Source organism: Acidocella sp. (assembly GCF_027352905.1).
GTDB lineage: Bacteria > Pseudomonadota > Alphaproteobacteria > Acetobacterales > Acetobacteraceae > Acidocella.
The window spans coordinates 112,940-138,777 of record NZ_DAIEIF010000013.1 but is presented as its reverse complement, the minus strand read 5'-3'; the positions used below and the strand labels follow the sequence as shown (position 1 = coordinate 138,777).

Genomic DNA, 25,838 nt, shown 5'->3' with positions numbered 1-25,838 from the left:
CATTTTGCCCGCGCCGAACCCGCGCGGCTCGCCCGCCTCGGTCGTTTTCGCCGGCTGGCTATCGATCACGCCCGCGCTTGGCGATGCCATGCGTCCAGCCAGCTCCCGTGCCCACGCGACCAGCGTTTGGTTGATCCGTATCAGCGTGCCGTCACGGCTGAAGCGGTAGAAATATGCCTGTACCGTTGTGAAGGTCCCGAACTCCCTGGGGACTTGCCTCCACTCGCAGCCAGTGGATAACATGTAGAGCATCACTTCAATAATCACGCGCAGCGACACAGAGCGCGGCCGGCCAAGCCGTGCCCGCGACGGCATGAACGGCGCGATCAAAACCCATTCGGCATCGGTAAGGTTGCTTGCACAGCGCAAGCCATCACGGCAGTATCGCCGCCGAGCGGTTTCAGTCCAAGTCATTGTGATGCGCATCAGCCGGATGGAGGTTTCCTGACATGTGCGGGGTAGGCGGCTGCGGCGGCCATGAGCATGAGGAGGCCGGCCATCATCATGACCATGATCACGCCCACCCGGCCCATGCCCACACGCCGGGGCTGAGCCGGACGAACCTCGTCTCCTCCCCCGGCGCGGGCAAAACGACCTTGCTGGTGCGCACCATCGCGGCCCTGCAGGATGAATTTCCCAACGCGGTCATCGAGGGCGACCAGCAGACCCCGGGCTGGATGCCGAGCGCATCCGCCACCGGCCTGCCCGCCTGGCAGATCAATACCGGCAAGGGTTGCCACCTGGAGCCAAAATGAAACATGTCCCTCCCTTCCCTTCATTCGTAAAACTTGCCGTCGTGGCGCGGGCAGAACTCCCATGCGCTGGCTGAAACGGCATTGGCCGCTCACCCTTCTGCTCACCGTGGCGGTTTTACTGGCGGGCGGTCTGGCCTGGTATGCGTTGCAGCCCAAGGGGTTAGGCCCCGGCTTCGCCAGCGGCAATGGCCGGGTCGAGGCGACGGATATCGATATCGCCACCAAGATCGCCGGGCGCATCAAGGATATATTGGTCGATGAGGGAGATTTCGTCACCGCCGGCGAGGTGGTGGCGCATATGGACGTCTCGGTGCTGGAGGCCCAGCGCGCCGCGGCGGTGGCCCAGATGCAGGAAGCGGCGATCAACGTCCAGACCGCGCAGAGCCTCGTCTCCCAGCACCAGGCCGAGGTGGCGGCGGCCCAGGCCCGGGTCGCCCAGCGGGAGGCGGAGCGCGACGCGGCCCAGCGCCGCCTCGCCCGCTCGGAAACGCTCGCCCCGCGCGGCGCCGTGCCAAAGCAAACCCTGGATGACGACCGCGACAATCTTCTCGGCGCCCAGGCGGCGGTGAGCGCGGAGCAGGCCAATCTCGCCGCCGCGCAGGCGGCGGTCACGGCGGCGCAATCGCAGGTGATCGGCGCGCGCGCGGCGGTGGAGGCGGCGCGGGCGGAGATCGACCGCATCCAGGCGGATATCGACGACAGCACGCTGCGCGCCCCGCGGGAGGGCCGGGTGCAGTATCGCGTCGCCCAGCCGGGGGAGGTTCTACCCGCCGGCGGCAAGCTGCTGAACATGATCGATCTCAGCGATGTTTACATGACATTTTTCCTGCCCACGGCGGATGCCGGCAAGCTGCGCATGGGCGATGAGGCCCGGCTGGTGCTCGATGCCTTCCCGCAATATGTGATCCCGGCGCGCATCTCCCTCGTCGCCGATGTCGCGCAATTCACCCCCAAAACGGTGGAAACCCCGGAGGAACGGACCAAGCTGATGTTCCGCATCAAGGCGCGCATCGACCCCGCCTTGCTCAAGAAATACATACGCGGGGTGAAAACCGGCCTGCCGGGCGTGGCCTATGTCCGGCTCGATTCGAGCCGCCCCTGGCCTCCCGCCCTGGCCGTCAAGCTGCCGCAATGAGCGGCAGCGCCCCGGTCGCGCGGCTGAGCGGCGTGGGGCTGCGCTATGGCGCCACGCACGCGCTGGCGGAGGTGAGCGTGGAGATCCCCGCCGGGCGGATGGCAGGGCTAATCGGCCCTGATGGCGTGGGCAAATCCAGCCTGCTCGCCCTCATTGCCGGGGCGCGCAGCGTGCAGGAAGGCCGGGTGGAGGTATTGGGCGGCGACATCGCCGATCCGGCCCATCGCGCCCGGGTGTGCCCGCGCATCGCCTATATGCCGCAAGGGCTGGGGCGCAACCTCTACCCCACACTCTCGGTTTTCGAGAATATCGACTTCTTCGCCCGGTTGTTCGGCCAGGCGGAGGCGGAGCGGCGGACGCGGATCGGCGAGTTGCTGGCCGCCACCGGCCTCGCCCCCTTCGCGGAGCGCGCCGCCGGGCATCTCTCCGGCGGCATGAAGCAGAAACTCGGCTTGTGCTGCGCGCTGATCCATGACCCCGACCTGCTGATCCTCGATGAGCCGACGACCGGCGTGGACCCGCTATCGCGGCGGCAGTTCTGGGAGCTCATCGGCCGCATCCGCGCCGGGCGGCCTGGGCTCAGCGTGATGGTGGCGACCGCCTATATGGAGGAGGCGGCGCGCTTCGACTGGCTGCTGGCGATGGATGCGGGGCGGGTTCTCGCCACTGGCGGCCCGGCGGAGCTGCAGCGCCAGACCGGCGCGAACTCCCTGGAGGCGGTGTTCATCGCCCTGCTGCCGGAGGAAAAACGCCGCGCCCATAAACCCGTGCATATCCCGCCCCGCCCCCCGGGCGAGGCGGAAACCGCCATCGAGGCCAAGGGGTTGACCCGCCGTTTCGGTGATTTCGTCGCCGTCGATCACGTGGATTTCCGGATCGAGCGGGGGGAGATTTTCGGTTTCATCGGCTCCAATGGCTGCGGCAAAACCACGACGATGAAAATGCTCACCGGCCTGCTGCCCGCGACCGAGGGTCAGGCAAGGCTGTTCGGCCATGAGGTGGATGCCAACGATCTTCAGACCCGCCGCCGCGTCGGCTACATGTCGCAATCCTTCTCGCTCTATTCCGAACTGACCGTGCGCCAGAACCTGGTTTTGCATGCCAAGCTGTTCCAGCTCCCCGCCGCGGACATAGCGGGGCGCGTGGAGGAAATGGCGCGGCGTTTCGAACTGACGGGATTGATGGACGCCTTGCCCGGCACTCTGCCCCTCGGCCAGCGCCAGCGCCTCTCCCTTGCGGTGGCGATGATCCACGGGCCGGACATGCTGATCCTGGACGAGCCGACCTCCGGCGTTGACCCGGTGGCGCGGGACTCTTTCTGGCAGAGCCTCGCCGATCTTTCCCGGCAGGACCGGGTGACGATCTTCATCTCCACCCATTTCATGAACGAGGCGGCGCGTTGCGACCGCGTGGCTTTGATGCATGCGGGCCGGGTGCTGGTGATCGGCTCCGCCGCGGAGCTGATGGCGGCGCGCGGCGCGGCCACGCTGGAGGACGCCTTTATCGGTTACCTCGAGGATGCCACCAAAGAGACCGGAACGGCGGAGAGCGCGGCGCTGGCGCCCATCGCCGATCCGCCCGCCCCGACGCCGCGCTCCCCTGGCTGGTTCAACCCGCGGCGCATGTTCAGCTATTCCAGGCGCGAGGCGCTGGAATTGCGCCGCGACCCGATCCGCCTCACCCTGGCTCTGCTCGGCTCGGTGATCCTTATGCTGGTCATGGGCTTTGGCGTCAGCCTGGACGTGCAGAACCTCACCTTCGCCGTGCTGGACCATGACCAGACCACCATGAGCAGTGATTACGCCCTCAATATCGCCGGCTCGCCCTATTTCATCGATCGCTCGCCATTGCGCGACTACGCCGATCTCGACCGGCGGATGCGGGACGGCGAGCTGGCCCTCGCCATCGAGCTGCCGCCCCATTTCGCCCGGGATGTCGAACGGGGTGACCCGGTTTCCGTGGGGGCGTGGATCGACGGCGCGATGCCGATGCGCGCAGAGACGGTGAAAGCCTATATGGAGGCGATCCACGCCCAATGGCTGGCGCGGAAGGAGGCGCAAATGCCGGGGGGCACGCCGCCGGCCGGGTTGTTCAATCTCGAAATCCGCTACCGCTACAACCCGGATGTGGTGAGCATCGTCGCCATGGTTCCCGCCATGTTGCCGCTGCTGCTGCTCCTCATCCCCGCCATGCTCACCGCTCTCAGCGTGGTGCGGGAAAAAGAGCTGGGCTCCATCATCAATTTCTACGTGACGCCGGTGACGAGGCTGGAGTTTCTTCTGGGCAAGCAGCTTCCTTACATCATTCTGGCTATGGTGAATTTTCTCCTGCTGTTCCTGCTGGCGGTCTTGCTGTTCGGCGTGCCGATGAAGGGCGGCTTCCTCACCCTCGCCTTCGGCGCGCTGCTCTACGTGACCTGCGCCACCGCCATCGGCCTGTTGATCTCGATTTTCATGAACAGCCAGATCGCGGCGATTTTCGGCACGGCCATTCTCAGCATCATTCCCGCCATCCAGTTTTCCGGCATGATCGATCCGGTCTCCTCCCTGCAGGGCATGGGGCGGCTGATCGGCGAGGTCTATCCGACCACCCATTTTCTCGACATTTCCCGGGGAACCTTTTCCAAGGCTTTATACTTCCACGATCTTTACGGGTCATTCTGGCCGCTCGCCGCGACGATCCCCGTTCTTTTGGGGGTTTGCGTGTTTTTCCTGAACAAGCAGGAGCGCTGAGCCGTGAACCCGGCCAATATCTTCAATCTCGGGATCAAGGAATTGCGCAGCCTGGCGCGCGACCCGATCATGATGGTGCTGATCGTCTATGCCTTCACGTTTTCGGTTTACATCGCCGCGACGGCGCTTCCCGAGACATTGAACCGCGCGCCCATCGCCATCGTCGACGAAGATCAGTCTCCCTTATCCCTGCGCATCGACAGCGCCTTTTATCCGCCTTACTTCACACCGCCCGCCATGATCGGCATTCCGGAGATGGATTCGCGCATGGATGCCGGGCGCGACACGTTCGCGCTCGACATTCCGCCGGATTTCCAGCGGGACGTTCTCGCCGGGCGGGCGCCGACCATCCAGCTCAATGTCGACGCCACGCGCATGAGCCAGGCCTTTACCGGCAGCGGCTATATCCAGAGCATCGTTACCGGCGAGGTGGCCTCCTTCGCCCAGCGCTACCGCGCGGTATCCCGCCTGCCCGTGGATCTCGCCTTGCGGGCCCGCTTCAATCCCAATCTGAACCAATCCTGGTTCGGCGGGGTCATGCAGATCATCGACGCCATCACCATGCTCTCGATCGTGCTGACCGGCGCGGCGCTGATCCGCGAGCGCGAGCATGGGACGATCGAGCATCTGCTGGTGATGCCGGTGACGCCGTTCGAGATCATGGTCAGCAAAATCTGGGCGATGGCGCTGGTCGTGCTCACGGTCAGCGCCGTTTCGCTTATTGTGGTGGTGCAGGGCCTGCTGGCGGTGCCCATCGAGGGGTCCGTGCCGTTATTCCTGGCCGGCGCGGCGCTGCAACTCTTCGCCACGACGGCCATGGGCATATTGCTCGCCACCCTGGCCCGCTCGATGCCGCAATTCGGGCTATTGCTAATGCTGGTGCTGCTGCCGCTGCAACTGCTCTCGGGGGCCAGCACGCCGCGCGAGAGCATGCCCGTCGCCATCCAATATATGATGCAGGCGGCTCCGAACACGCATTTCGTCATCCTGGCGCAGGCCATCCTTTACCGCGGGGCCGGGTTCGCGGTCGTGTGGCCGCAATTCCTGGCCCTGGCGCTGATCGGCACGGGTTTGTTTCTCTGGGCCCAGACCCGGTTCCGCAGCACCATCGCCACCATGGCGTGAACGGCCAGGCGGTAAGGAACTCCTCATCCCCGTCTCACCGTCAGAATCGACCACGCCCCGTCCTCCAGCCGTTCCTCTAGCACCAGCCCGGCGCGGCGGTGGGCGGCCAGCACCCAGTTCGCCTGGGTGGCGAGCAGCCCGGCCAGCACGGCCCGCCCGCCCGGCGCCAGATGCGCGGCGAGTTGCGCTGCCATCGCGCAGAGCGGCCGCGCCAGAATATTGGCGAAGACCAGATCGAATGGCGCGGCGCCGGCGATGCGCGGGTCCGCCCAGCCATCCGCCTGGATCGCCCGCACCAGCCCGCCCACCCCGTTCACCCGCGCATTGGCCGCCGCCACCCGCGCCGCCCGCGCATCGATATCCGTGGCCAGCACCGGGCGGTGCAGCAGCCTCGCCGCGGCGATGGCGAGAATCCCCGAGCCCGTGCCGAGATCGAGACTGCGGGCGGGGCGGTGGCGGCGGGCCAGGCGCTCCAGCGTCACCAGGCAGCCGCGCGTCGAGTTATGCTCGCCCGTGCCGAAGGCGAGCCCGGCATCCAAAGTGAGCGTGATGCGCCCGGGCGCCGGAGCCGTCCGGATATGCGTGCCGCGCACGGCGAAACGCTGGCCGATGAACTGCTCCGGAAAGGCCTGTTGCGTGCGCGCGAGCCACCCCCCCACCGGCACCAGCCCGCGCGTCAGCGCCGGCGAGAGGCGGGTCAGCATCTCCGCCACGGCCAGGGCGGCGGCTAGGGCGGCCTCATCCGCGCCGCGCTCCTTCACCCCTTGCAGATCCCAGAAATCCGCCTCCTCGTCATGGTAGAAGGACACCGCCTTGCAGACGCTGGAGAGCGCCGCCTCGAAGGCTTCCATCGCCGCGGCGGGCACGCGCAGGAAGATGCAATCCAGCATCTCCTCAGCCATCCTGGCGTTCCACGAACCGGTCGAGCACGCGCTTCTCCCCCGCCGCCTCGAAATCCACGTCCAGCCGGTCGTCCTCGGCGGCGATGACGCGGCCATAGCCGAATTTCTGGTGGAAGACCCGCGTCCCCACCGGAATCGACTCCGCCCGCGCCGGGCGGGGCCGTACCTCCCAGGGCTCGGGCCGGCGCGCCTGGAGCGGGAAGCGCGTCATCGCCGGGGCCGGCCGCGCCTCGGCCGGGCGGGCGGAGCCGGAGCGGCGCAGCACAGCCTCCGGCAGCTCCTCGATGAAGCGGCTGGGGATGGAGCTTTGCCAGTTGGCGTAGATGCGGCGGTTGGCGGCGTGGAGGATGATGGCGCGCTGGCGGGCGCGGGTGATGCCGACATAGGCGAGGCGCCGCTCCTCCTCCAGGCTCTTATTGCCGCCCTCATCCAGAGCGCGCTGGTTGGGGAACACCCCCTCCTCCCAGCCGGGCAGAAACACCGTATCGAATTCCAGCCCCTTCGCCCCGTGCAGCGTCATCATCGAAACCCGCGCCCCGTCATCCTGCTGGTCCGCCTCGGTCACCAGCGCGACATGTTCGAGAAACAGCTCCAGCGTCTCGAACTCGGCGAGGGCGCGGACCAGCTCCTTGAGATTCTCCAGCCGCCCCGGCGCGTCCGGGGATTTATCCGCCTTCCACATGGCGATATAGCCGGACTCCTCCAGCACCGCCTCCAGCGCCGCCACCGGCCCCTGCGCCGCCAATACCTCCCGCCAATGCCCGAATTGCGCCAGCAGCCGGGCCAGGGTCGCCCCCAGCCTGCCTTTGAACCCGCCTTCCGCCACCAGCCGCGCCATCGCGGCGTAGAGAGGCTGGTCATGCGCCCGCGCGGCCTCGTGCAGGGCGCGCAGCGCGCTCTCCCCCACGCCGCGCTTGGGCAAGTTGACGATACGCTCGAAGGCGAGATCATCCATCGGCTGGGCCAGTACCCGCAAATAGGCGATGGCGTCGCGAATCTCCTGCCGCTCGTAAAACCGCAACCCGCCGACGATGCGGTAGGGCACGCCCAGGGTGAGCAGCCGCTCCTCGAAGGCGCGGGTCTGGAACCCGGCGCGCACCAGTATGGCGATCTCGTTGAGGGAATGGCCGGAACGCCAGAGCGCCTCGATGCGCGCGCCCACCATGCGCGCCTCCTCTTCCGAATCCCACAGTGAGATCACCTCGACCGGCTCGCCCTCCGCGTCGCCCCGCCCCGCATGCAGGGTCTTGCCCAGCCTGCCCTCATTATGGGCGATGAGGTGGGAGGCCGCGGCGAGGATCGGCGTGGTGGAACGGTAATTCGCCTCCAGCCGGATGACCCGCGCGCCGGGAAAATCCCGCTCGAATTTGAGAATATTCTCGATCTCGGCGCCCCGCCAGCTATAAATGCTCTGGTCGTCATCGCCGACGCAGCAGATGTTCTTATGCCCCTGGGCGAGCAGGCGCAGCCAGTAATACTGGACGAGATTGGTGTCCTGGTACTCATCCACGAGAATATAGCGGAAGGCGCGGTGATAATAGGTCAGCACCTCCGCGTCGGTCTTCAACAGATGCACCATCATCAGCAGCAGATCGCCGAAATCCACGGCGTTGAGCTGGCGCAGCCGCGCCTGATAGGCGGCGTAGAATTCCTCCGCCCGGCCATTGGCGAAATCCGAGCCTTCGCCCGCCGGAATCTCGCCGGGCATGAAGCCCTTATCCTTCCAGCGCTGGATCTGCGCCATCAGCGCGTTGGGCGGCCAGCGTTTGAAGTCGATCCGCGCCGCCTCCATCACCTGCTTGAGCAGGCGGAGCTGATCGTCGGTGTCGAGAATGGAAAAACCGCTCGTCAGCCCCGCGCGCTCCGCCCAGCGGCGCAGCATGCGGGCGCAAAGCGCGTGAAACGTGCCGAGCCAGAGCCCCTCCACCGGCCCGTCCATCAGCCGCGCCACGCGCTCGCGCATCTCCCGCGCCGCCTTGTTGGTGAAGGTGACGGTGAGGATCTGGTTGGGAAAGGCCCGGCGGCTGAGCAGAATATGGGCGAAGCGGGTGGTCAGCACCCGCGTCTTGCCCGTGCCCGCCCCGGCCAGCACCAGCACGGGCCCCTCGGTGCTCTCCACCGCCTCGCGCTGGGCCGGGTTCAGCCCCTGCAGATACGCCGCCATGGCTCAGCCCGCCCCGGTCTCCGGCTTCACGCCCAGAATCCGGGCGATGGCGTAGGTGAGGTCCGGACGGTTCAGCGTGTAGAAATGGAATTCGTCGATGCCGTTGGCCTGGAGCAGCCGCACCTGTTCCGCCGCCACCGCCGCCGCCACCATGCGCCGGGTCTCGAGGTCGTCATCCAGCCCCTCGAACATCTCCGCCATCCAGCCCGGCACCTGGGTGCCACAGGTCTCGGCGAAGCGCCGCGCCTGGGCGAAATTGGTGACGGGCATGATGCCGGGCACGATGGGCGCGGTGATCCCCGCCGCCACCGCGCGGTCGAGAAAGCGCAGGAAGGCGGCATTGTCGAAGAAGACCTGGGTGATGGCGCGGGCCGCCCCCGCATCCAGCTTGCGCTTGAGATTGTCGAGATCGGCCTCTGGGCTCGCCGCCTCCGGATGGGTCTCGGGATAGGCGGCGACGGAAATCTCGAAATCCGCGATCCGCCGCAGCCCTTTGACCAGATCGGCGGCGAAGGGATAGCCGCCCGGATACGGCGCGTAGCGCTCACCGCTCGGCGGGTCGCCGCGCAGGGCGACGATATGCCGCACCCCCGCCTGCCAGTAGCGGCGGGCGACCTCGTCCACCGCCTCCCGCGTGGCCCCCACGCAGGTGAGATGGGCGGCGGGCGTCAGGCTCGTTTCCCTCACCAGGCGCAGCACGGTGGCGTGGGTGCGCTCCTGGGTGGTGCCGCCCGCCCCATAGGTTACGGAGACGAAGGCCGGGCGCAACACCGCCAGCCGCTCGATGCAGGCCCAGAGCTGCGCCTCCAGCGCCGGGGTCTTGGGCGGAAAAAACTCGAAGGAGATGGCGGGCGGGGCGGCGCCGGCGCGCGCCGGCAGCGGCGCGATGCGGGTGGTTTCGGCCCAGCGCCGCAAGGTCTCGGGGGCGGGGGAATGGCTCATGACTGCGAACTCCGTGAACCGGTGTGGTGGCAGGCTGGCGGGCATCGCGCAAGTGGCAAGCGGGACACAGGCCAAGTATAGTCGCGCGGAGTGGTTGACGGCGGGCCCCTGACATACACATGTCAGCAGGCCAGCCCCATGCTGGCGGAGCAGGAGGGCATGCAGGGATGACGCGAAAATTGAAACAGCGGCTCGGGCGCGGCCTGGCCTGCATGGCGCCGGGGGTGACCCTGGCCCTCACCCTCGCGGGCTGCGCCACGGCTCCCCCCAAATCGGACACGGCGGCCTACCAGGCCTATCAAGAGCAGAACGACCCGCTCGAGCCGACCAACCGCGTCTTCTTCAAGGTGAACAACACCCTCGACACCTATTTCATGAAGCCCATCGCCCAGGGCTATACCCATGTCACCACCCAGGGCATGCGCAACCATGTGGGGGATTTCACCTCCAATATCGGCGAGCCCGCGCGGATGCTTAATTTCATGGCCGGCGGTTACCCGCGCGACGCCGGCACCTCCATGCTGCGCTTCATCATCAACTCGACCGCCGGGGTCGGCGGTTTCTTCGACCCCGCCAGCGCCCTCGGCCTCAAGAAGACCGATACGGATTTCGGCCTCACCTTGGCCAGCTGGGGCGCGCCTCCCGGGCCGTATCTCTATCTCCCCTTCTTCGGCCCCTCGGGCGCGCGTGATTTCTGGAACCTGCCGGTGCAATGGTTCGCGACGCCGATGGAGGCGGCCCCGGAGAGCACCGCCCTTAACGATTTCGGCTATTCGGAAATGGGGATTCACCTCATCAACACCCGGGCGCAGCTTTTGGGCACGATCGACCAGATCAACGCCACTGCCCTCGACCCCTACGCCACCTTCCGCAGCCTGTATCGCCAATCGCGCGAGTCGCAGATGCAGCAGATCCAGGCGAACAACAAACGCACCTGGCCCAACTGGTACCCGCCCCAGGCGCAATAGAGCCGCAAGGATATGCCCATGTTTCTCCGCCGTTTCGTTCTCGGCGCCCTCGCCTCCGTGCCTTTGCTCACCGCCCTGCCCGGCGCGGCCTTCGCCCTGCCCCCCGATCAGGCCAGGGCCTTCATCCAGCAGGCGGGGGACCGGCTGGTCGCCATCGTCAACGGTCCCGGCTCGCAAAGCCAGAAGGCCAACGCCCTGCGCGATCTCGTCAACCAGGTCGTCGCGGTGGATCAGGTCGGGGATTACGTATTGGGGCGCTACATCAACATCGCCACGCCCGAGCAGAAACAGCAATTCCACAGCCTGTTCCGCCAGCTCATCGCCTATAACATCACCTATCAGATCAAGGCCTATCAGGGCGTGAGCTTCAAGGTGAACGGCACCGCGCCGCAGGGCAACGGCGTGGTGGTGGACACCACCGTCACCGCGCCCGACAAGCAGCCCGCCGATGTCGGCTGGGTGGTGGAGGATGTGGGCGGCCAGCCCAAGATCGTGGACGTGATCGTGGCGGGCACCAGCCTGCGCATCACCACCCGCAATGACTATGCGGGGGTGATCAACGATAATGGCGGCCGGTTCGCGGCCTTGCTCACCGCCATGCAGAATCAGATCGACAAGATCGCGGCCCAGTCAGGGTGAGGCGGCGCCGGAACCATCGCCCGGCGCCACGGTGGCGGATGGCGGGGTGAGAAGCCCGTTCCAGTCGAGCGGCGGCATATCCCCCATCCTCTGGTCATTGAGAAACACCCCGTCCCTGCCGTACCGGCCATGCGCGGTCAGCACCTGCCCCGCCGCCGGGCTGGTGCTGAGATAGGGGGCGAGCCGCGCCTGAATATTGGTGACCCAAGGGGTGATGAACGGCCAGGCCTGGGTCAGGGTGGCGCTGAGCTGGTCGAGATGGTCGGCGGTGAGGTCGCCCGTGCCGGAAGGCTGGGCCTGCGCGTCGAATTTCACCGTCCCATCCGCCTGGATCTGGCTCGGCCCCAGTGTCAGCTTCACCGCCAGGCGGCCATTGCCCCCCGCCAGCGCCCATTGGTGCAATTGCCGGATCAGGGCTTTATCCTCTTCCCCAGGCGGCGCGGGCGGCGGCGGCAAGAGCGGCCCGGACAGCGCGACCTTCATTTCCAGATGCGCGATCTCGCCATTATAGGGCGCGTTGAACAGCTTGACGAAGAGGGTGGAGAGCCGCGCCCCGTTCGCCTGCCAGTCCAGCGCCAGCGCCGTCTTGTCCGGCCCGGCCTTGGCGTCCACGTCCTCACGCGCCGCCAGGCTGTCGATCTGGGCGATTTGCAGGCTGCCGGTCGAATCCAGGCCGAGCAGGTTGATGGCGGCGAAACGGGCCTCCCCGCCGGTGACCGGATTGGAAACATTCCCCACCCAAACGCCGGGCGACAAATGCTCGGTCACGTCGGCCATGGCGAAGGTGAGCGCGCCCATGAAGCCCTGCGCGTCGAAATCGAGCCGGGGCGGCAGATCGACATGCAGGAGAAAGGGATGCCACAGCTCCACATGCGCGCCGAGGCGGGCGGCGGCCAGCCTGAATCCGGGCGTCCCGCCCGCCCCCGGCGGGGAGGCGCTCCACACCGGGTTGACCAGCGTGACGGCGGCGACCAGGGGGTTGTGGCTGCCGGTGAGCTTATCGTAACTCACCTGCGCCGCGCCGGATTGATTGATCCGCGCGATCTGGGCCGAGACCAGCTGCTTGAGCCGCATCTCGGCGTAGAGCCACAGGCCGAGCCAAAGCACCACCACCAGCAGGATCAGCCCGGCCAGGCCCTTTAAGACACTCCGCATCCGCAATCCTTTCGATTTCTTCGCGCTCCTTCTGCCGTACCCTTGACCCGCGGCCAAGTGTGGGAGTTTGTGCCGACTCATGAAGATTTATACGGATTGGCGCGCTCTGCCCGCCGCCGCGCGCGGCGCCAGCGTCGCCCTGGGCAATTTCGACGGGGTGCATAAGGGCCACGCGGCGGTGCTGCGCGCCGCCCACGCCGCCCGGCCCGACGCGCCGCGCGCGGTGCTCACCTTCGAGCCGCACCCCCGCGAATTCTTCCGCCCGCAGGACCCGCCCTTCCGTCTCACCCTGGCGGCAGAGCGCGCCGCCATCCTCGAATCTCTCGGCGTGGACATCCTCTACCAGATCCCCTTCGATGCCGCGTTCGCCCATCTCACCGCCGAGGCCTTCGTGCAGGAGGTGCTGTTTCAGGGCGCCGGCGCGGCGCATCTCTCCTGCGGCGCGGATTTCGCCTTCGGCCACCGGCGCGGGGGCGATGTGGCCTTTCTGGCGGCGCGGGCGGAGACGCTGGGGATGGGGCTGAGCGTGGTGCCGGCGGTCACGGATGCGGAGGGGCCGATCTCCTCCACCCGCATCCGCCGCCTGCTGCAGGAGGGGTATCCCGAGCGCGCCGCCGATCTCCTCGGCCGCCCCCATTCCATCCGGGGCGTGGTGGAGCATGGCGATGCGCGGGGCCGCACCATCGGCTTTCCCACCGCCAATATCAGGCTGGGGCGGCATCTGGAGCCGCAGCGCGGGGTCTACGCCGTCACCGCCCATCTGGGGGGCGCGCTGGTCAAGGGCGTCGCCAATATCGGGCTGCGCCCCACCGTGGGCGGCACCGAATCCCGGCTCGAAGTCCATTTCCTCGATTTCGCGGGGGATCTCTACGGCCAGGAGATCGCCGTGCGGCTTCGCCATTTTCTCCGCGAGGAGCAGAAATTTCCCAGCTTCGAGGCGCTTAAGGCGCAGATCGCCCGCGACGCCGCCGCCGCCCGCCACGCGCTTGACGCCCTGCCGGGCCCCGCCGCATAAATGGCCCATGATCGGCCGGTTTTTCCGAATTATAGCGCCTGCCCGGGCCTGAAACGGGTTTCGCGCCGCCCAGCGCCTTCCACGCCGTATCGTCTTTTCCGCCGCCCAGGTGAGCCTCCCCCATGACCGAAACGCTGACCGACTATAAATCCACCGTGTTCCTGCCGCGCACGGAATTTCCCATGCGGGGCGATTTGCCAAAGCGCGAGCCGGAGATGCTGGCCCGCTGGGCGGAGATGAATCTCTGGGCGCGGCTGCGCGCTGCCGCCCGGGGCCGCCCGCCTTTCGTGCTGCATGACGGCCCGCCCTACGCCAACGGCCATCTCCATATCGGCCACGCGCTCAATAAGATTCACAAGGACGTCATCAACCGCGCCCAGCAGATGGCGGGCCGGGACGCCGATTACATTCCCGGCTGGGATTGCCACGGCCTGCCGATCGAATGGAAGATCGAGGAGGAATACCGGGCGAAGAAGCTGGACAAGGACCAGGTGCCGGTTCTCGAGTTCCGCCGCCAGTGCCGGGAGTACGCCCAGCATTGGATGACGGTGCAAACCGAGGAATTCCAGCGCCTCGGCGTGGCGGGGGACTGGGCCAGCCGCTACGCGACCATGGATTTCGCCTCCGAGGCGGCGATCGCCGCGGAGATCGGCAAATTCCTTCTCAACGGCGCGCTCTATCGCGGGCTGCGTCCGGTACTGTGGAGCCCGGTGGAAAAAACCGCCCTCGCCGAGGCGGAGGTCGAGTATCACGACAAGAAGGATACGGCGATCTATGTGCGCTTCCCGGCGGCGGAGGGCGATCTCGCCGGCGCGGCGGCGGTGATCTGGACCACCACCCCCTGGACCATTCCCGGCAACCGCGCCCTCGCGGTGGGGGCGGAGCTGGAGTATTGCCTCGTCACGGTCGAGGAGATCGCGCCGGGCAGCCTCGCCATCCCCGGCGAGCGGCTGATCGTCGCCGCCGAATTGCTGGATGCCTTCGCCCGCGCCACCGGCATCAGCCGTTACGCCGCCGGGCGGCGCTTTCCCGGCCGCGACCTGGCGGGCAAGCGCTTTCATCATCCCCTCGCCCGGCTCGCCCCGGGCTATGATTTCACCGTGCCCGCCCTGCTTGGCGAGCATGTCACCGCCGAGGCCGGCACCGGCATCGTCCATACCGCGCCCGGCCATGGCGAGGAGGATTTCGCCGTCTGCAAGGCCCATGGCATCGAGGTGCCGGACACGGTGGCGGATGACGGCACCTATTACCCCGGCGTGCCGCTTTTCGCCGGCGTGCATGTCTATAAGGCGGCGGAGCCGGTCTGCGCGGCCCTGACCGCGGCGGGCACTCTCCTCCACCGCGAGGAATTTCTCCACCCCTACCCGCATAGCTGGCGCTCCAAGGCGCCGCTCATCTACCGCGCCACCGCGCAATGGTTCATCCGCATGGATGGCGAGAGCCGCATCCGCGCCAAGGCGCTGGCGGCCATCGACGAGACCCGCTTCGTGCCGGAGGCCGGGCGCAACCGCATCCGCGCGATGGTCGAGAGCCGCCCGGATTGGTGCATCTCCCGCCAGCGGGCCTGGGGCGTGCCCATCGCCATCTTCGTGGATAAGCGCAGCCACGAGCCCCTGCGCGACCCAGAGGTGATGCGCCGCGTGGTGGAGATTTTCACGCGGGAGGGTGCCGATGCCTGGTACGCCCGCCCCGCCGGGGATTTTCTCGGCCCGGAGCGCGACCCGGCGGAGTACGAGCAGATTTTCGACGTTGTCGATGTCTGGTTCGAATCCGGCTCGACCCACGCCTTCGTGCTGGAAGCGCGGGGCATGCCCTGGCCCGCCGACATTTATCTGGAAGGCTCGGACCAGCATCGCGGCTGGTTCCAGTCCTCGCTCCTGGAGGCGGTGGGCACGCGCGGGCGCGCGCCGTTCAAGGCGATCGTGACGGATGGCTTCGTGCTCGATGAGCAGGGGCGGAAAATGTCCAAATCGCTCGGCAACGTCACCGCGCCGCAGGAGGTGAACGACAAATACGGGGCGGATATCCTGCGCCTGTGGGTGCTGAACTCGGATATTTCCGAGGATCTGCGCATCGGCCCGGACATCCTCAAGCAGCAGGCGGAATTATACCGGCGGCTGCGCAACACGCTCCGCTGGCTGCTCGGCTCGCTGGATGGCTTCACCGAGGCCGAGCGCCTGGCCGAGGCGGAGTATCCCGAGCTGGAGAGATTCCTGCTCCACCGGCTCTGGGAATTGAACGCGCGGCTGCGCGCGGCGGTGGAAAGCCATGACTGGACCGGGGTCTATCCCGCCCTCCACCATTTCTGCGCCGCCGACCTCTCGGCGTTTTATTTCGACATCCGCAAGGACAGCCTCTATTGCGACGCGCCCTCCGCCCCCAAGCGCCGCGCCTGCCGCAGCTTCCTCGACACGTTGTTCCGCTGCCTCGCCACCTGGCTGGCCCCGGCCCTGCCCTTCACCGCCGAGGAAGCCTGGATCGCCCGCCACGGGCCCAGCGCCTCGGTCCATCTCGAATTATTCCCGGCCGTGCCGGACTCCTGGCGGGATGAGGCGCTGGCGGCGCGCTTCGCCCAGATTCGCGCCCACCGCGCCGGGGTGACGGGCGCCATCGAGGTGATGCGCGCCAGCAAGGAAATCGGCTCCTCCCTCCAGGCCGAGGCCGTCCTCTCGCCCGCGGCCAAGGCTTTGAGCGCGGATACCGGGTTCTGGGCGGAAATCTGCATCACCTCCGCCGCGGCTTTCGGCGCCGCTGATGGCGCCACGCTTGCCCAGGGCCATAAATGCGAACGCTGCTGGAAGGTGTTGCCCGAGGTCGGGGAGGATGCCGCCCACCCCGCGCTCTGCCGGCGCTGCCGCGCGGCGGTGGCGGAGATCGGCGGCTGATGCGGCGTCTCACCGGCCTGCTGACCGCCGCGCTGGTGCTGCTCGCCGACCAGGCGAGCAAATTCGCCGTGCTGCATCTCTGGCATTTGCAGGATGGCCGGGTGCTCTCCCCCGCGCCGGTCCTGGACCTCGTGCTGGTGTGGAATCACGGCATCACCTTCGGCCTGCTCGCCGGGCTGGGAGCCAAGATCCTGCTCGCCTTGCTCGCCAGCGCCGTGGTCATCGCCCTGCTGGTCTGGATGGCGCGCACGCGCGACTGGCTGATCACCGTCGCCCTCGGCGCGATCATCGGCGGGGCGGCCGGCAACGTGCTCGACCGGCTGCGCTTCGGCGCGGTGGTGGATTTCATCCATGTCCATCTCGGCGCGCTCGCCTATCCCTGGGTGTTCAATATCGGCGACGCCGCCATCGTCTGCGGCGTCATCGCGTTGATGATCGAAAATCTGCGCCGCCGCGCGCCTGTTGCCGCGGATCATGCGGAAGGATAGGAAGGCGATATGATCACACGCCGCGTCCGCGCCATGCCCTCGCTTCTCCTGCTCGCCCCGGCATTGGCGGGATGCAGCAGCAATATGAGCAAAACCTTCGGGATGGAGGCCAACCCGCCCGACGCCTATCAGGTCGGCACGCTGCCGCCCCTCTCCCTGCCGCCGGAGCTCGGCCAGCTGCCGCCACCGAATCCCGGCCAGCCCCCCACGCAGGAGGCGAACGCCGCCCAGCAGGGGGCGGCGGTCATCGCCCCGGCCAGCGCCCTGCCCGCCACCAGCAGCCAGCCTTCCAGCCCCGCCGACCAGGCCTTTCTCCAGCAGGCCGGCCCGGCGCCGGATCCCAACATCCGCGCCCAGGTCAACCAGAACGCGGCCGAGGCCAGCCGCTCGCCGGGGTTCGTCGGCAGCCTCATGGGCCAATCCCCGCCAGCCCCGGCGGTGGTGAACGCCCCGGCCGAGCAGCGCCGCTTGCAGGAAAACGCCGCCATGGGCCAGCCCGCCACCGCCGGCTCCACCCCGCAGGAGAGCAGCCAGCCCCCCGGGCTTTGGCAGCGTTTCCTCAACCTGTTTTGATCCGCTGGAGAAGCTTCCCACGCGGGAATGTTTTCTCTAAGACTGCAACGTGTCCACCCCACAGGAGCGTTGCCCATGCGTTGTTTCGCCGCCCTCCTCGCCGCGCTGATGCTGGCCGCCGCGCCCGCCGCCGCGCTGGCCCATGCCTATCTGAAATCATCGGACCCCGCCGCCGGAGCGTCGGTGCCCGCCAGCACCTCCCGCCTGTTGCTCACCTTCACCGAGGAGGTGCAGCCGCAATTCTGCGCCGTGACGGTGGCGGATGCCATGGGCATGCAGGCGCAGACGGCCAAGCCCGCCCCCGTGCCGGGCCATGCCGATGAACTCACGGTGCCGCTGCATTTCGAGATGGGGGGCAAATACACGGTGAAATGGGACGCCCTCTCCACCGACGGCCATAAGACCCACGGCAGTTTCAGCTTCACCGTCTCCGGCTGAAGGCATGGACGGCCCCGCCTGGCTGCTGCTGCGCGGCGTTTGCCGGGGGCTGCATCTCGCCGGATATATTTGCGTCTTCGGTACCGCCCTCTATTGCGCGGCGCTGGAGCCGGGCAGCCGCGCCCCCGGCTTGCGCCGCCTGGCCTGGGCCGGATTCGCCCTGGCCCTGGCGGCGGGGATAGGCTGGTTCTGGCTGGAGAGCGCCTATATCCTCGGCACGGGCAAGCCCGGCGTCATTCTCGCCGCCCTGCCGCGGATCATCGCCGCGACGCGTTTCGGCTGGCTCACCCTGGCGCGCATGGGGCTGCTGCTGGCCGCGCTGGCCGGGGCGCAAACCCGGCGCTGGCGCGGCGCGGCCGCGCTCTCGGGCGCGGGGGTGCTGGCGCAATCCGGCCTTGGCCATGGCGCGGCGATGGGCGGCGGGGAAGGGGCGGCCCTGTTCCTCCTCTCCCTCCTTCATATCGGCGCCGCCGCCAGCTGGCTCGGCACCCTGCCCACGCTGGCGCTGGGGCTGCGGGCCAGCCCGCAGCCCGCCTGCCTGGCCCGGCGCTATTCCCGGTTTGGCGTCATCTGCGTCGCGGTTCTGCTGCTGAGCGCCCTGGCCCAATACGGGTTGCTCATCGGCCGGGCGCGGTTGCTCCTTTCCACGGCCTACGGCGCAACCGCCCTCTTCAAGGCGGCGCAACTCGCCGGGCTGCTCGGCCTCGCCGGGCGCAACCGCCTGTGCCTCACCCCGGCCCTGCCGCGAAGCCGCGCGGCGCTGCTGGGGTCCATCGCCGGGGAGATCGCCCTGGGCGTGCTGGCTCTTCTCGCCGCCGGGGTGCTGATGCAGCTGGCCCCGCCCGCCATGGCGGGGATGGGTTAAGCCGCCGCCACCCGCTCGATCCGCGCGCCGCAGCCCGCCAGCTTCTCCTCCACCGCCTCATAGCCCCGGTCGAGATGATAGACCCGCGAGATGGTGGTCTCCCCCCGCGCCGCCAGCCCGGCCAGCACCAGCGAGACGGAGGCGCGCAGATCGGTGGCCATCACCGGCGCGCCGGTGAGGTGGGCAGCGCCGCGGACGATGGCGGAGGCGCCCTGGATATTGATCCGCGCCCCCATGCGCGCCAGCTCCGGCACATGCATGAACCGGTTTTCGAAGATGTTCTCGGTGATCAGCGAGGCGCCCTCCGCCACGCTCATCAGCGCCATGAACTGCGCCTGCATGTCGGTGGGAAAGCCGGGGAAAGGCTCGGTCGTTACATCCACCCCGCGCAGCCCGTTGGCGCGGCTCACGCGAAAGCCGTTCTCCGCCTCGGCGATCTCCACCCCCGCCTCGCGCAGCGAGGTGAGAACCGCGCCGAGATCCGCCGCGCGGGCGTTTTCCAGGAAGATATCGCCGCCGGTGATGGCCGCGGCGCAGGCATAGGTGCCGGTCTCGATCCGGTCCGGCAGAATGTCATGCGCCGCGCCGTGCAGGGCTTTCACCCCCTCGATGGTCAGCGTGTCGGTCTCCAGCCCCTCGATCCGCGCCCCCATGGCGATCAGGCATTTGGCTAGATCGGTGATCTCCGGCTCGCGGGCCGCGTTCTTGAGCACGGTGCGGCCCTCGGCCAGGCTCGCCGCCATCAGCAGATTCTCGGTGGCGCCGACCGAGACGAAGGGAAAGACGATCTCCACCCCGCGCAGGCCGCGCGGCGCGCTCGCCTCGACATAGCCGCCCTCCAGCCGGATCCTGGCCCCCATCGCCTCCAGCCCTTTGAGGTGGAGATCGACCGGGCGGGTGCCGATGGCGCAGCCGCCGGGCAAAGAAACCCGGGCCTCGCCGGTGCGGGCGAGCAGCGGCCCCAGCACCAGGATGGAGGCGCGCATCTTGCGGACGATCTCGTAAGGCGCCTCGGTATTGCTGATGCGCCCGCCCAGGCTCAGCTCGCGCTCCTCCGCCCGCACCTCGATGCCGTGCTGAGCGAGAAGCTGGGCCATGGTCGCGAGATCGGCGAGCCGGGCGACGTTGGAGAGACGGAGCGGCTCATCGGTGAGCAGGCCGCAGGCCATCAGCGGCAGGGCGGCGTTCTTGGCGCCGGAAATGGCGATGCGGCCGGAAAGCGGCACGCCGCCGGTAATGCGAATCGAATCCATGAAACGGTTTTACATCCTCGGCAGCGCGACGCCGCGCTGGCCCATATATTTGCCCGCCTTGTCGGCATAGGAGATTTCGCACGGGCCATCGCCGCGCAGGAAGAGGAACTGGCAGATGCCCTCCCCCGCATAGATTTTCGCTGGCAGGGGGGTGGTGTTGGAAATCTCGATCGTCACCTGGCCCTCCCATTCCGGCTCCAGCGGGGTGACGTTGACGATGATGCCGCAGCGCGCATAGGTCGATTTGCCGAGGCAGATTACCAGCACGTCGCGCGGGATACGGAAATATTCCACCGTATGAGTGAGGGCGAAGCTGTTGGGCGGGATGATGCAGACCGGGCCGGCGCGGTCCACGAAACTCGCTTGGTTGAAGGCCTTGGGGTCCACCACCGCCGAATCGACATTGGTGAAAACCTTGAACTGGTCGGAGCAGCGCGCGTCATAGCCATAGGAGGAAAGCCCATAGGAGATGACGCCGTCGCGCTTCTGGCTCTCGACGAAGGGTTCGATCATCCGCGCCTCGCGCGCCTGTTCGCGAATCCAGCGATCGGGCATCACGGGCATTTTGGAGCTTCCTTGGCCGGGGCGGCCTTGGCGCGGGCCTGGGCCTTGCGCCGGGCGAGATTGGCGCGCAGGGCGGCGGCCTCCGCCTCCTCGCGCGTCTGTCGGGCGGGCTCGGCCCCGGGTTTGGCGGCGGGCGGCGGGCGGGTTTCCATGGCCATGGTTCAAGCCGCCTCCGGGCCGTGGCGTCAAGGGGGCGGGACGCGATCAGCCCTGGCGGCGAAGCCGGCGAGCAGGCGCGCATGGGCGCGGGCGCCCCGGTGGAAGCAGGCCAGCTCGAATTTCTCGTTGGGGGCGTGGATGCGGTCGTCATCCAGCCCGAACCCGGCGAGAAGCGTGTCCAGCCCCAGCCGGGTCTTGAACGCCTCCACCACCGGGATGGAGGCGCCGGAGCCGATCAGCGCCGCCGGCTTGCCGAACTCCGCCGCCAGCGCCGCCTGGGCGGCGCGGAGAAAGGGCGCTCCTTCGGGCAGGCGGTAGCCGGGCGCGGCGCCACCGCGGGTGAACTCGGCCCGCGCGTCCGGCGGCAGCGCCGCCGTGACGAATTGCGCGAAGCCATCCTGAATCCGGGCCGGGTCCTGCCCGGCGACAAGCCGGAAAGTGAGCTTGGCGGTGGCGTGGGCGGGGATGACAGTCTTGCTGCCCTCGCCCTGATAGCCGCCATAAATGCCGTTCACCTCCGCCGTGGGCCGCGCCCAAAGCTGGGCCAGGGGCGGCTGGTCCGCCTCCCCCGCCGGGTGGCGCAGGCCGACCTCGCCCAAAAACGCCGCCGCGTCGAAGCCCAGCGCCGCCCAGGCGGCGAGCTCTCCGGGCGGCGGCGGCTGCACGCCCTCGTAAAAGCCGGGGATGCGGATGCGGCCTTGAGCGTCGCGCAGCTCGCCCAGCACACGCGTCAGCACATGGATGGGGTTGAGGGCGATGCCGCCGAACAGGCCGGAATGGAGATCGCGGCTGGGACCATGCACGCGCACGTCCATCGCCGCCAGGCCGCGCAGCGAGGTGGTGATGGCGGGGGTGGCGAAATCCCACATATTGGTGTCGGCAACCAGCACGAAATCGGCGCGTAGGGCCTCGCGCTCGCGGGTCAGCAGCTCGTCCAGGGAGGGGCTGCCGTTTTCCTCCTCGCCCTCCAGCAGGATGGTGAGGCGCACCGGCAGCCGGCCCTTGACGGCGAGATGGGCCCGGCAGGCCTCCATGAAGCTCACCACCTGGCCTTTATCGTCCACCGCGCCGCGCGCGACGATGCGCTTGCCGCGCGGCCCCTCCACCAGGCGCGGCTCGAACGGGTCCGTCTCCCATAAGTCCAGCGGGTCGGCGGGCTGGACGTCGTAATGGCCGTAGAACAGCACATGCGGGGCGTCCGGCCCGGCCCCCTCATGGCTGGCGATGACGGCGGGATGGCCGCTGGTCTCCGCCAGCCGGGCGCTGAAGCCCATCTCCGCCAGAGCGTCCCGCGCCCACAGGGCGGCGCGGCGGCAATCCGGCGCGTGGGCGGGCTGGGCGCTGATGGAGGGGATGCGCAGGAAGGCGAAAAGCCGTTCCAGCGCGGCGGGGATGGCGGCGTCCACCGCGGCGAGAACCTGATCCATGCCACGCATCTGGCGCCGGGGCCGGGCAAAAATCAATCCGGCTTGATTTGGCGGCGATTCCGGCCAAAACAGCCGCATCATGACCCAGTTGACGCTGTACAACACCCGCACCCGCGCCAAGGCGCGCTTTCTGCCGCTCGACCCGGACCATGTGCGCGTCTATCTCTGCGGCCCCACGGTCTATGACCGCGCCCATCTCGGCAATGCCCGCAACGTGGTGGTGTTCGACGTGCTGGTGCGGCTGCTGCGGCGGCTCTACCCGCGCGTGACCTATGTGCGCAACATCACGGATGTGGATGACAAGATCAACATCCGCGCCCGGGAGCGGGGCGTCTCCATCGCCGAGGTGACGGAAGGACCGATCCGCTGGTATCACGAGGATATGGCAGCACTTTACGCATTGCCGCCGGATATCGAGCCGCGCGCCACCGGGCATATTCCCGAAATCATAAATCTGATCGAACGGTTGATCGCGGGCGGGCACGCCTATGAGGCGGAGGGGCATGTGCTGTTCTCCGTCGCCTCCGACCCGGATTACGGCAAATTCTCGGGCCGCACGCCGGATGAATTGCTGGCCGGGGCCAGGGTGGATGTGGCGCCCTATAAGCGCGAGCCGGGGGATTTCGTGCTGTGGAAACCCTCCACCCCCGACCTGCCGGGCTGGGAGTGCCCCTGGGGGCGGGGGCGGCCGGGCTGGCATATCGAATGCTCGGCGATGTCGTGGAAGCATCTCGGCACGGATTTCGACATTCACGGCGGCGGCGACGATCTGATCTTTCCGCATCATGAGAACGAGATCGCCCAGAGCTGCTGCGCCTTTCCCGGCTCGCGCTTCGCCAATGTCTGGGTGCATAACCGCATGCTGCTGGTCAATGGCGAGAAGATGAGCAAATCGCTCGGCAATTTTCTCGTGCTGCACGACGTGCTGGCCAAGGCGCCCGGCGAGGCGGTGCGCTTCATGCTGATGCGCGCGCATTACCGCTCGCCGCTCGATTTCAGCGATGCCGCCCTGGCCGAGGCGCGCAAGGAGCTGGACCGGTTCTACCGGGCGCTTGAGGCCCACCCCCAGGCCGGGGCGGAGGAGGAATTGCCGCCGGAGGTGATGGCGCCGCTGCTCGACGACCTCAACACGCCGGGGGCGATCGCCGGGCTGCATGCCCTGGCGGACAAGGCCCTGGCCGGCGAGGCGGCGGCGGCGCGGGCGCTGCGCGCGGCGGGCGGGCTGCTCGGCCTTTTCAACGCCTCGCCGGAGGAATGGTTCCGGGGCGGGCTTCCCATTGAGGTTCAGGCCCTGGCGGAGGCGCGCGTGGCCGCGCGGGCGGCGAGGAATTTCGCGGAATCCGACCGTCTCCGGGACGAGATCGCCAGGCTGGGTGTGGTCATAGAAGACGGGCCGGGCGGGGCCTACACGTTGCGTAAGCTATGACCGGCCGCCAGGGCGGGGCGGAGCTGACGCCGCGCGACCCTTCCCCGGTGGTGATTCTCGTGCGGCCGCAAATGGCGGAGAATATCGGCGCGGTGGCGCGGGCGATGGGCAATACCGGGCTGTACCATCTGCGCCTCGTCGGCCCGCGCGACGGCTGGCCGCTGCCGCGCGCCTGGATCACCGGATCGGGCGCGCATCGCATTCTGGATAACGCCAAGGTGTTTGAGAGCGTCGGGGAGGCGGTGGCGGATCTGCACCGGGTCTTCGCCACCTGCCCGCGCCCGCGCCATATCATCAAGCCGGTGCTCACCGCGCGGGGCGGGGCGAATGAGATCATCGCCATCGGGGCGCGGGGGCTAAAGGCCGGGGTGCTGTTCGGCCCGGAGCGCACCGGGCTGGATAATGATGACATCGCCCATGCGGACAGCCTGATCCGCTACGATCTCAACCCGGATTTCATGTCGCTCAACCTCGCCCAGGCGGTGATGGTGCTGGGCTATGAATGGTGGCTGGCGCGCGCGCCTGAGCCGCCGCCGCGCGCCTTGCAGGTAAACGAGACCGCCCCGGCCACCAAGGGCGAGCTCGACCGGTTCATGGCCCATCTCATCCGCGCCTGCGATGAGAGCGGCTTTCTGCGCAACCCGCAGAAACGGCCCGGCATGGTGCGCAATCTCCGCCATTTTTTCCAGCGCGGCGAGGTGACGCGCCAGGAACTCAACACGCTGCACGGGGTGATAACGGAACTCGCGCGCGGGCGGCGCGGGGAGTGAAGCCCCTGCCGGAATATGCGGGCTGGATGCTGGCCCGGCAATCGTTGGGGAGTTACCCGCCCCGCTCACGCGCGGGCTGAGGACCGTCAGTATTCCGCCTTGTCGTCCACCGAGAAGCCGCGCTTGGGCACCAGCACGGTGCGCTCGAAGGACATGAACACCGTGCCATCGGCCTTGCGGCCGGTGGTGCGGATGCTCACCACCCCCTGATGGGGCCGCTTGGCCGAATCCCGCTTGGCCAGCACCTCCGACTCCGCATAAAGCGTGTCGCCCACGAAAACCGGGGCGGTGAGGCGGATATCGGTCCAGCCGAGATTGGCGATGGCCTTCTGGCTGACATCGCTGACGCTCATGCCCGCGACGATGGAAAGGGTAAGGCAGGAATTGACCACCACCCGCCCGAATTCCGAGTGGGCGGCGTAGGCGGCGTCGAAATGCAGCGGATGGCCGTTCATGGTCAGCAGGGTGAACCAGGTGTTGTCGGTCTCGCTGATCGTGCGGCCGGGGCGGTGCTCATACACGTCGCCCACCTCGAAATCCTCGTATTCGCGGCCATAGCTCTCCCGGTAGCGTTGGGGGGCTATGGGTTTGGCGGTGGCGACCATGGCTTCGCTCCTCTTGGGGGCGGCGGCGCGCCGCCCGGGTGGATTTGTGCGGACAAACCCAGTAAATCCCGCCACCGGAGGCGTCAAGGAGGGCCGCATGAGCAGCGAGCTGGAGGCGGCGGCGGCGCCGCTCTACCGCCGGGTGGTGGAGGCGCTGCGGCGCGAGATTCTCACCGGCGCGCTGCCGCCGGGGGCGCGGCTGCCGACCGAGGAGGGGCTGTGCCGCCGCTTCGGCGTGAGCCGCCACACGGTGCGCGAGGCGCTGCGGCGGCTGCGCGAGGAGAGGCTGGTGACCTCCCGCCAGGGGGCGGGAAGCATGGTGGCGCCCCGGGCCGAGCCGCCGCTCTACGTGCATGACGTCGCCTCGGTGGAGGAGTTGCTGCAATACGCGACCGAGACCCGCTACGAGGCCGGATCGAGCCGGTTCGTCATCGCCCAGGGCGGGTTGGCCGAGCGGCTGGATTGCCCGCCCGGCACACGCTGGCTGCGGGTGGAAGGGTTCCGCTACGCCCCGGACGTGACGCTGCCGATCTGCTGGACCGAGGTGTTCGTGCATGCCGATTATGGCCGGGTGGGGGATGCGCTGGGGCAGCGCCCCGGCCCGGTCTATGCCTTGATCGAGGAGATGTATGGGGAGCGGGTCACCGAGATCGAGCAGACCTTGCGGGGGGCGGCGCTGCCCGCCGCGGCGGCGGCGGGCCTCGCGGCCAAGCCGGGCGGGGCCGCCATCGAGATCCGCCGCGCCTACCGCCTCGCCACTGGGCGGCTGGCCGAGATCGCCTTCAATCTCCACCCCGCCGAGCGGTTCAGCTATTCGCTGACCCTGCGGCGCGGCGCGGCAACGGCTTGACAG

General features: G+C 68.3%; 24 protein-coding genes and 1 pseudogene. 15 read left to right on the top strand and 10 right to left on the bottom strand.

The features are described from left to right. Nucleotides 1-3: 3 nt before the first annotated feature. Nucleotides 4-414, bottom strand: a pseudogene (locus tag M7H45_RS01710) (transposase); the annotation flags it as partial. A 35-nt stretch (nucleotides 415-449) separates the two neighbouring features. On the opposite strand from M7H45_RS01710, the gene M7H45_RS01705 reads away from it, so the two are divergent. From M7H45_RS01705 to M7H45_RS01690, 4 genes are all read left to right on the top strand, one after another. Continuing rightward, complete coding sequence (locus tag M7H45_RS01705) at nucleotides 450-755, top strand: GTP-binding protein (RefSeq protein WP_366145503.1); 306 nt, start codon at nucleotides 450-452, stop codon at nucleotides 753-755. A gap of 61 nt (nucleotides 756-816) precedes the next feature. Beyond that, nucleotides 817-1,890 carry an HlyD family secretion protein gene (locus M7H45_RS01700; RefSeq protein ID WP_298214083.1) on the top strand — a complete coding sequence of 358 codons (1,074 nt, stop codon included), beginning with the start codon at nucleotides 817-819 and terminating at the stop codon, nucleotides 1,888-1,890. Beyond that, nucleotides 1,887-4,622 (top strand): ribosome-associated ATPase/putative transporter RbbA, encoded by a 2,736-nt coding sequence (gene rbbA, locus M7H45_RS01695; protein WP_298214081.1) that lies wholly within the window; start codon nucleotides 1,887-1,889, stop codon nucleotides 4,620-4,622. Before M7H45_RS01700 ends, rbbA begins: the two co-directional genes overlap by 4 nt. Nucleotides 4,623-4,625: 3 nt before the next feature. Beyond that, on the top strand, nucleotides 4,626-5,747 hold the full coding sequence (locus M7H45_RS01690) for an ABC transporter permease (RefSeq protein WP_298214079.1): 1,122 nt from the start codon (nucleotides 4,626-4,628) through the stop codon (nucleotides 5,745-5,747). Between the two features lie 23 nt (nucleotides 5,748-5,770). Here the strand turns inward: M7H45_RS01690 and M7H45_RS01685 are convergent, their stop codons facing one another. The 3 genes from M7H45_RS01685 to metF are packed head-to-tail and all read right to left on the bottom strand — an operon-like array spanning nucleotide 5,771 to nucleotide 9,755. Continuing rightward, nucleotides 5,771-6,649, bottom strand: a complete 879-nt coding sequence (locus M7H45_RS01685; protein WP_298214077.1) for a 50S ribosomal protein L11 methyltransferase — start codon at nucleotides 6,647-6,649, stop codon at nucleotides 5,771-5,773. Continuing rightward, on the bottom strand, nucleotides 6,642-8,813 hold the full coding sequence (locus tag M7H45_RS01680) for an ATP-dependent helicase (protein ID WP_298214075.1): 2,172 nt from the start codon (nucleotides 8,811-8,813) through the stop codon (nucleotides 6,642-6,644). The genes M7H45_RS01685 and M7H45_RS01680 overlap by 8 nt, the downstream gene beginning before the upstream one ends. A 3-nt stretch (nucleotides 8,814-8,816) precedes the next feature. Continuing rightward, nucleotides 8,817-9,755 carry a methylenetetrahydrofolate reductase [NAD(P)H] gene (gene metF / locus M7H45_RS01675; protein ID WP_298214073.1) on the bottom strand — a complete coding sequence of 313 codons (939 nt, stop codon included), beginning with the start codon at nucleotides 9,753-9,755 and terminating at the stop codon, nucleotides 8,817-8,819. 167 nt (nucleotides 9,756-9,922) lie between these two features. Here metF and M7H45_RS01670 point away from each other — a divergent pair, with 167 nt between their 5' ends. Together M7H45_RS01670 and M7H45_RS01665 are read left to right on the top strand one after the other, a co-directional pair. Then, nucleotides 9,923-10,723 carry a VacJ family lipoprotein gene (locus M7H45_RS01670; RefSeq protein ID WP_298214071.1) on the top strand — a complete coding sequence of 267 codons (801 nt, stop codon included), beginning with the start codon at nucleotides 9,923-9,925 and terminating at the stop codon, nucleotides 10,721-10,723. 18 nt (nucleotides 10,724-10,741) lie between these two features. Then, entirely contained in the window at nucleotides 10,742-11,362 is a 621-nt protein-coding gene (locus M7H45_RS01665) for a phospholipid-binding protein MlaC (RefSeq protein ID WP_298214069.1), read from the top strand. Here M7H45_RS01665 and M7H45_RS01660 read toward each other — a convergent pair. After that, nucleotides 11,354-12,517, bottom strand: coding sequence for a DUF2125 domain-containing protein (locus M7H45_RS01660; RefSeq protein ID WP_298214067.1), 1,164 nt, complete (start codon nucleotides 12,515-12,517; stop codon nucleotides 11,354-11,356). The genes M7H45_RS01665 and M7H45_RS01660 overlap by 9 nt on opposite strands. A 79-nt stretch (nucleotides 12,518-12,596) precedes the next feature. Between M7H45_RS01660 and M7H45_RS01655 the strand changes: the two genes are divergently transcribed. From M7H45_RS01655 to M7H45_RS01630, 6 genes are all read left to right on the top strand, one after another. Continuing rightward, nucleotides 12,597-13,532, top strand: a complete 936-nt coding sequence (locus M7H45_RS01655) for a bifunctional riboflavin kinase/FAD synthetase (protein WP_298214065.1) — start codon at nucleotides 12,597-12,599, stop codon at nucleotides 13,530-13,532. 122 nt (nucleotides 13,533-13,654) lie between these two features. After that, the gene (gene ileS / locus M7H45_RS01650) at nucleotides 13,655-16,417 is read left to right on the top strand and encodes an isoleucine--tRNA ligase (protein ID WP_298214063.1); all 2,763 of its coding nucleotides are present in this window, start codon (nucleotides 13,655-13,657) and stop codon (nucleotides 16,415-16,417) included. Further along, the gene (lspA, locus tag M7H45_RS01645) at nucleotides 16,417-16,905 is read left to right on the top strand and encodes a signal peptidase II (protein WP_298214061.1); all 489 of its coding nucleotides are present in this window, start codon (nucleotides 16,417-16,419) and stop codon (nucleotides 16,903-16,905) included. Before ileS ends, lspA begins: the two co-directional genes overlap by 1 nt. A 9-nt stretch (nucleotides 16,906-16,914) precedes the next feature. Further along, nucleotides 16,915-17,478 carry a DUF3035 domain-containing protein gene (locus M7H45_RS01640; protein WP_298214059.1) on the top strand — a complete coding sequence of 188 codons (564 nt, stop codon included), beginning with the start codon at nucleotides 16,915-16,917 and terminating at the stop codon, nucleotides 17,476-17,478. Between the two features lie 75 nt (nucleotides 17,479-17,553). Then, the gene (locus M7H45_RS01635; RefSeq protein WP_298214057.1) at nucleotides 17,554-17,916 is read left to right on the top strand and encodes a copper resistance CopC family protein; all 363 of its coding nucleotides are present in this window, start codon (nucleotides 17,554-17,556) and stop codon (nucleotides 17,914-17,916) included. Nucleotides 17,917-17,920: 4 nt separating this feature from the next. Continuing rightward, nucleotides 17,921-18,781 (top strand): CopD family protein, encoded by an 861-nt coding sequence (locus M7H45_RS01630; RefSeq protein ID WP_298214055.1) that lies wholly within the window; start codon nucleotides 17,921-17,923, stop codon nucleotides 18,779-18,781. Here M7H45_RS01630 and murA read toward each other — a convergent pair. From murA to M7H45_RS01610, 4 genes are read right to left on the bottom strand one after another with little or no spacing between them, the layout of a single operon-like run. Further along, nucleotides 18,778-20,034: a UDP-N-acetylglucosamine 1-carboxyvinyltransferase gene (murA, locus tag M7H45_RS01625; protein WP_298214053.1), complete on the bottom strand. Its 1,257-nt coding sequence runs from the start codon at nucleotides 20,032-20,034 to the stop codon at nucleotides 18,778-18,780. The two genes, M7H45_RS01630 and murA, sit on opposite strands and share 4 nt — an antisense overlap. Before the next feature lie 9 nt (nucleotides 20,035-20,043). Beyond that, nucleotides 20,044-20,598 carry a dCTP deaminase gene (dcd, locus tag M7H45_RS01620; protein WP_298214051.1) on the bottom strand — a complete coding sequence of 185 codons (555 nt, stop codon included), beginning with the start codon at nucleotides 20,596-20,598 and terminating at the stop codon, nucleotides 20,044-20,046. Next, a complete protein-coding gene (locus M7H45_RS01615; protein WP_298214049.1) occupies nucleotides 20,589-20,756 on the bottom strand; it encodes a hypothetical protein in 168 nt (55 codons plus the stop codon). Before M7H45_RS01615 ends, dcd begins: the two co-directional genes overlap by 10 nt. A 27-nt stretch (nucleotides 20,757-20,783) precedes the next feature. Next, nucleotides 20,784-22,184 (bottom strand): dipeptidase, encoded by a 1,401-nt coding sequence (locus M7H45_RS01610; protein ID WP_298214047.1) that lies wholly within the window; start codon nucleotides 22,182-22,184, stop codon nucleotides 20,784-20,786. A gap of 79 nt (nucleotides 22,185-22,263) precedes the next feature. Between M7H45_RS01610 and cysS the strand changes: the two genes are divergently transcribed. Beyond that, nucleotides 22,264-23,610, top strand: a complete 1,347-nt coding sequence (gene cysS, locus M7H45_RS01605) for a cysteine--tRNA ligase (protein WP_298214045.1) — start codon at nucleotides 22,264-22,266, stop codon at nucleotides 23,608-23,610. Continuing rightward, nucleotides 23,607-24,380 (top strand): RNA methyltransferase, encoded by a 774-nt coding sequence (locus tag M7H45_RS01600; RefSeq protein WP_298214043.1) that lies wholly within the window; start codon nucleotides 23,607-23,609, stop codon nucleotides 24,378-24,380. The genes cysS and M7H45_RS01600 overlap by 4 nt, the downstream gene beginning before the upstream one ends. An 86-nt stretch (nucleotides 24,381-24,466) precedes the next feature. Here the strand turns inward: M7H45_RS01600 and M7H45_RS01595 are convergent, their stop codons facing one another. Next, the gene (locus M7H45_RS01595; protein ID WP_298214041.1) at nucleotides 24,467-24,985 is read right to left on the bottom strand and encodes a MaoC family dehydratase; all 519 of its coding nucleotides are present in this window, start codon (nucleotides 24,983-24,985) and stop codon (nucleotides 24,467-24,469) included. 97 nt (nucleotides 24,986-25,082) lie between these two features. Between M7H45_RS01595 and M7H45_RS01590 the strand changes: the two genes are divergently transcribed. Next, a complete protein-coding gene (locus M7H45_RS01590; protein WP_298214039.1) occupies nucleotides 25,083-25,835 on the top strand; it encodes a GntR family transcriptional regulator in 753 nt (250 codons plus the stop codon). The last annotated feature ends 3 nt before the right edge of the window (nucleotides 25,836-25,838 follow it).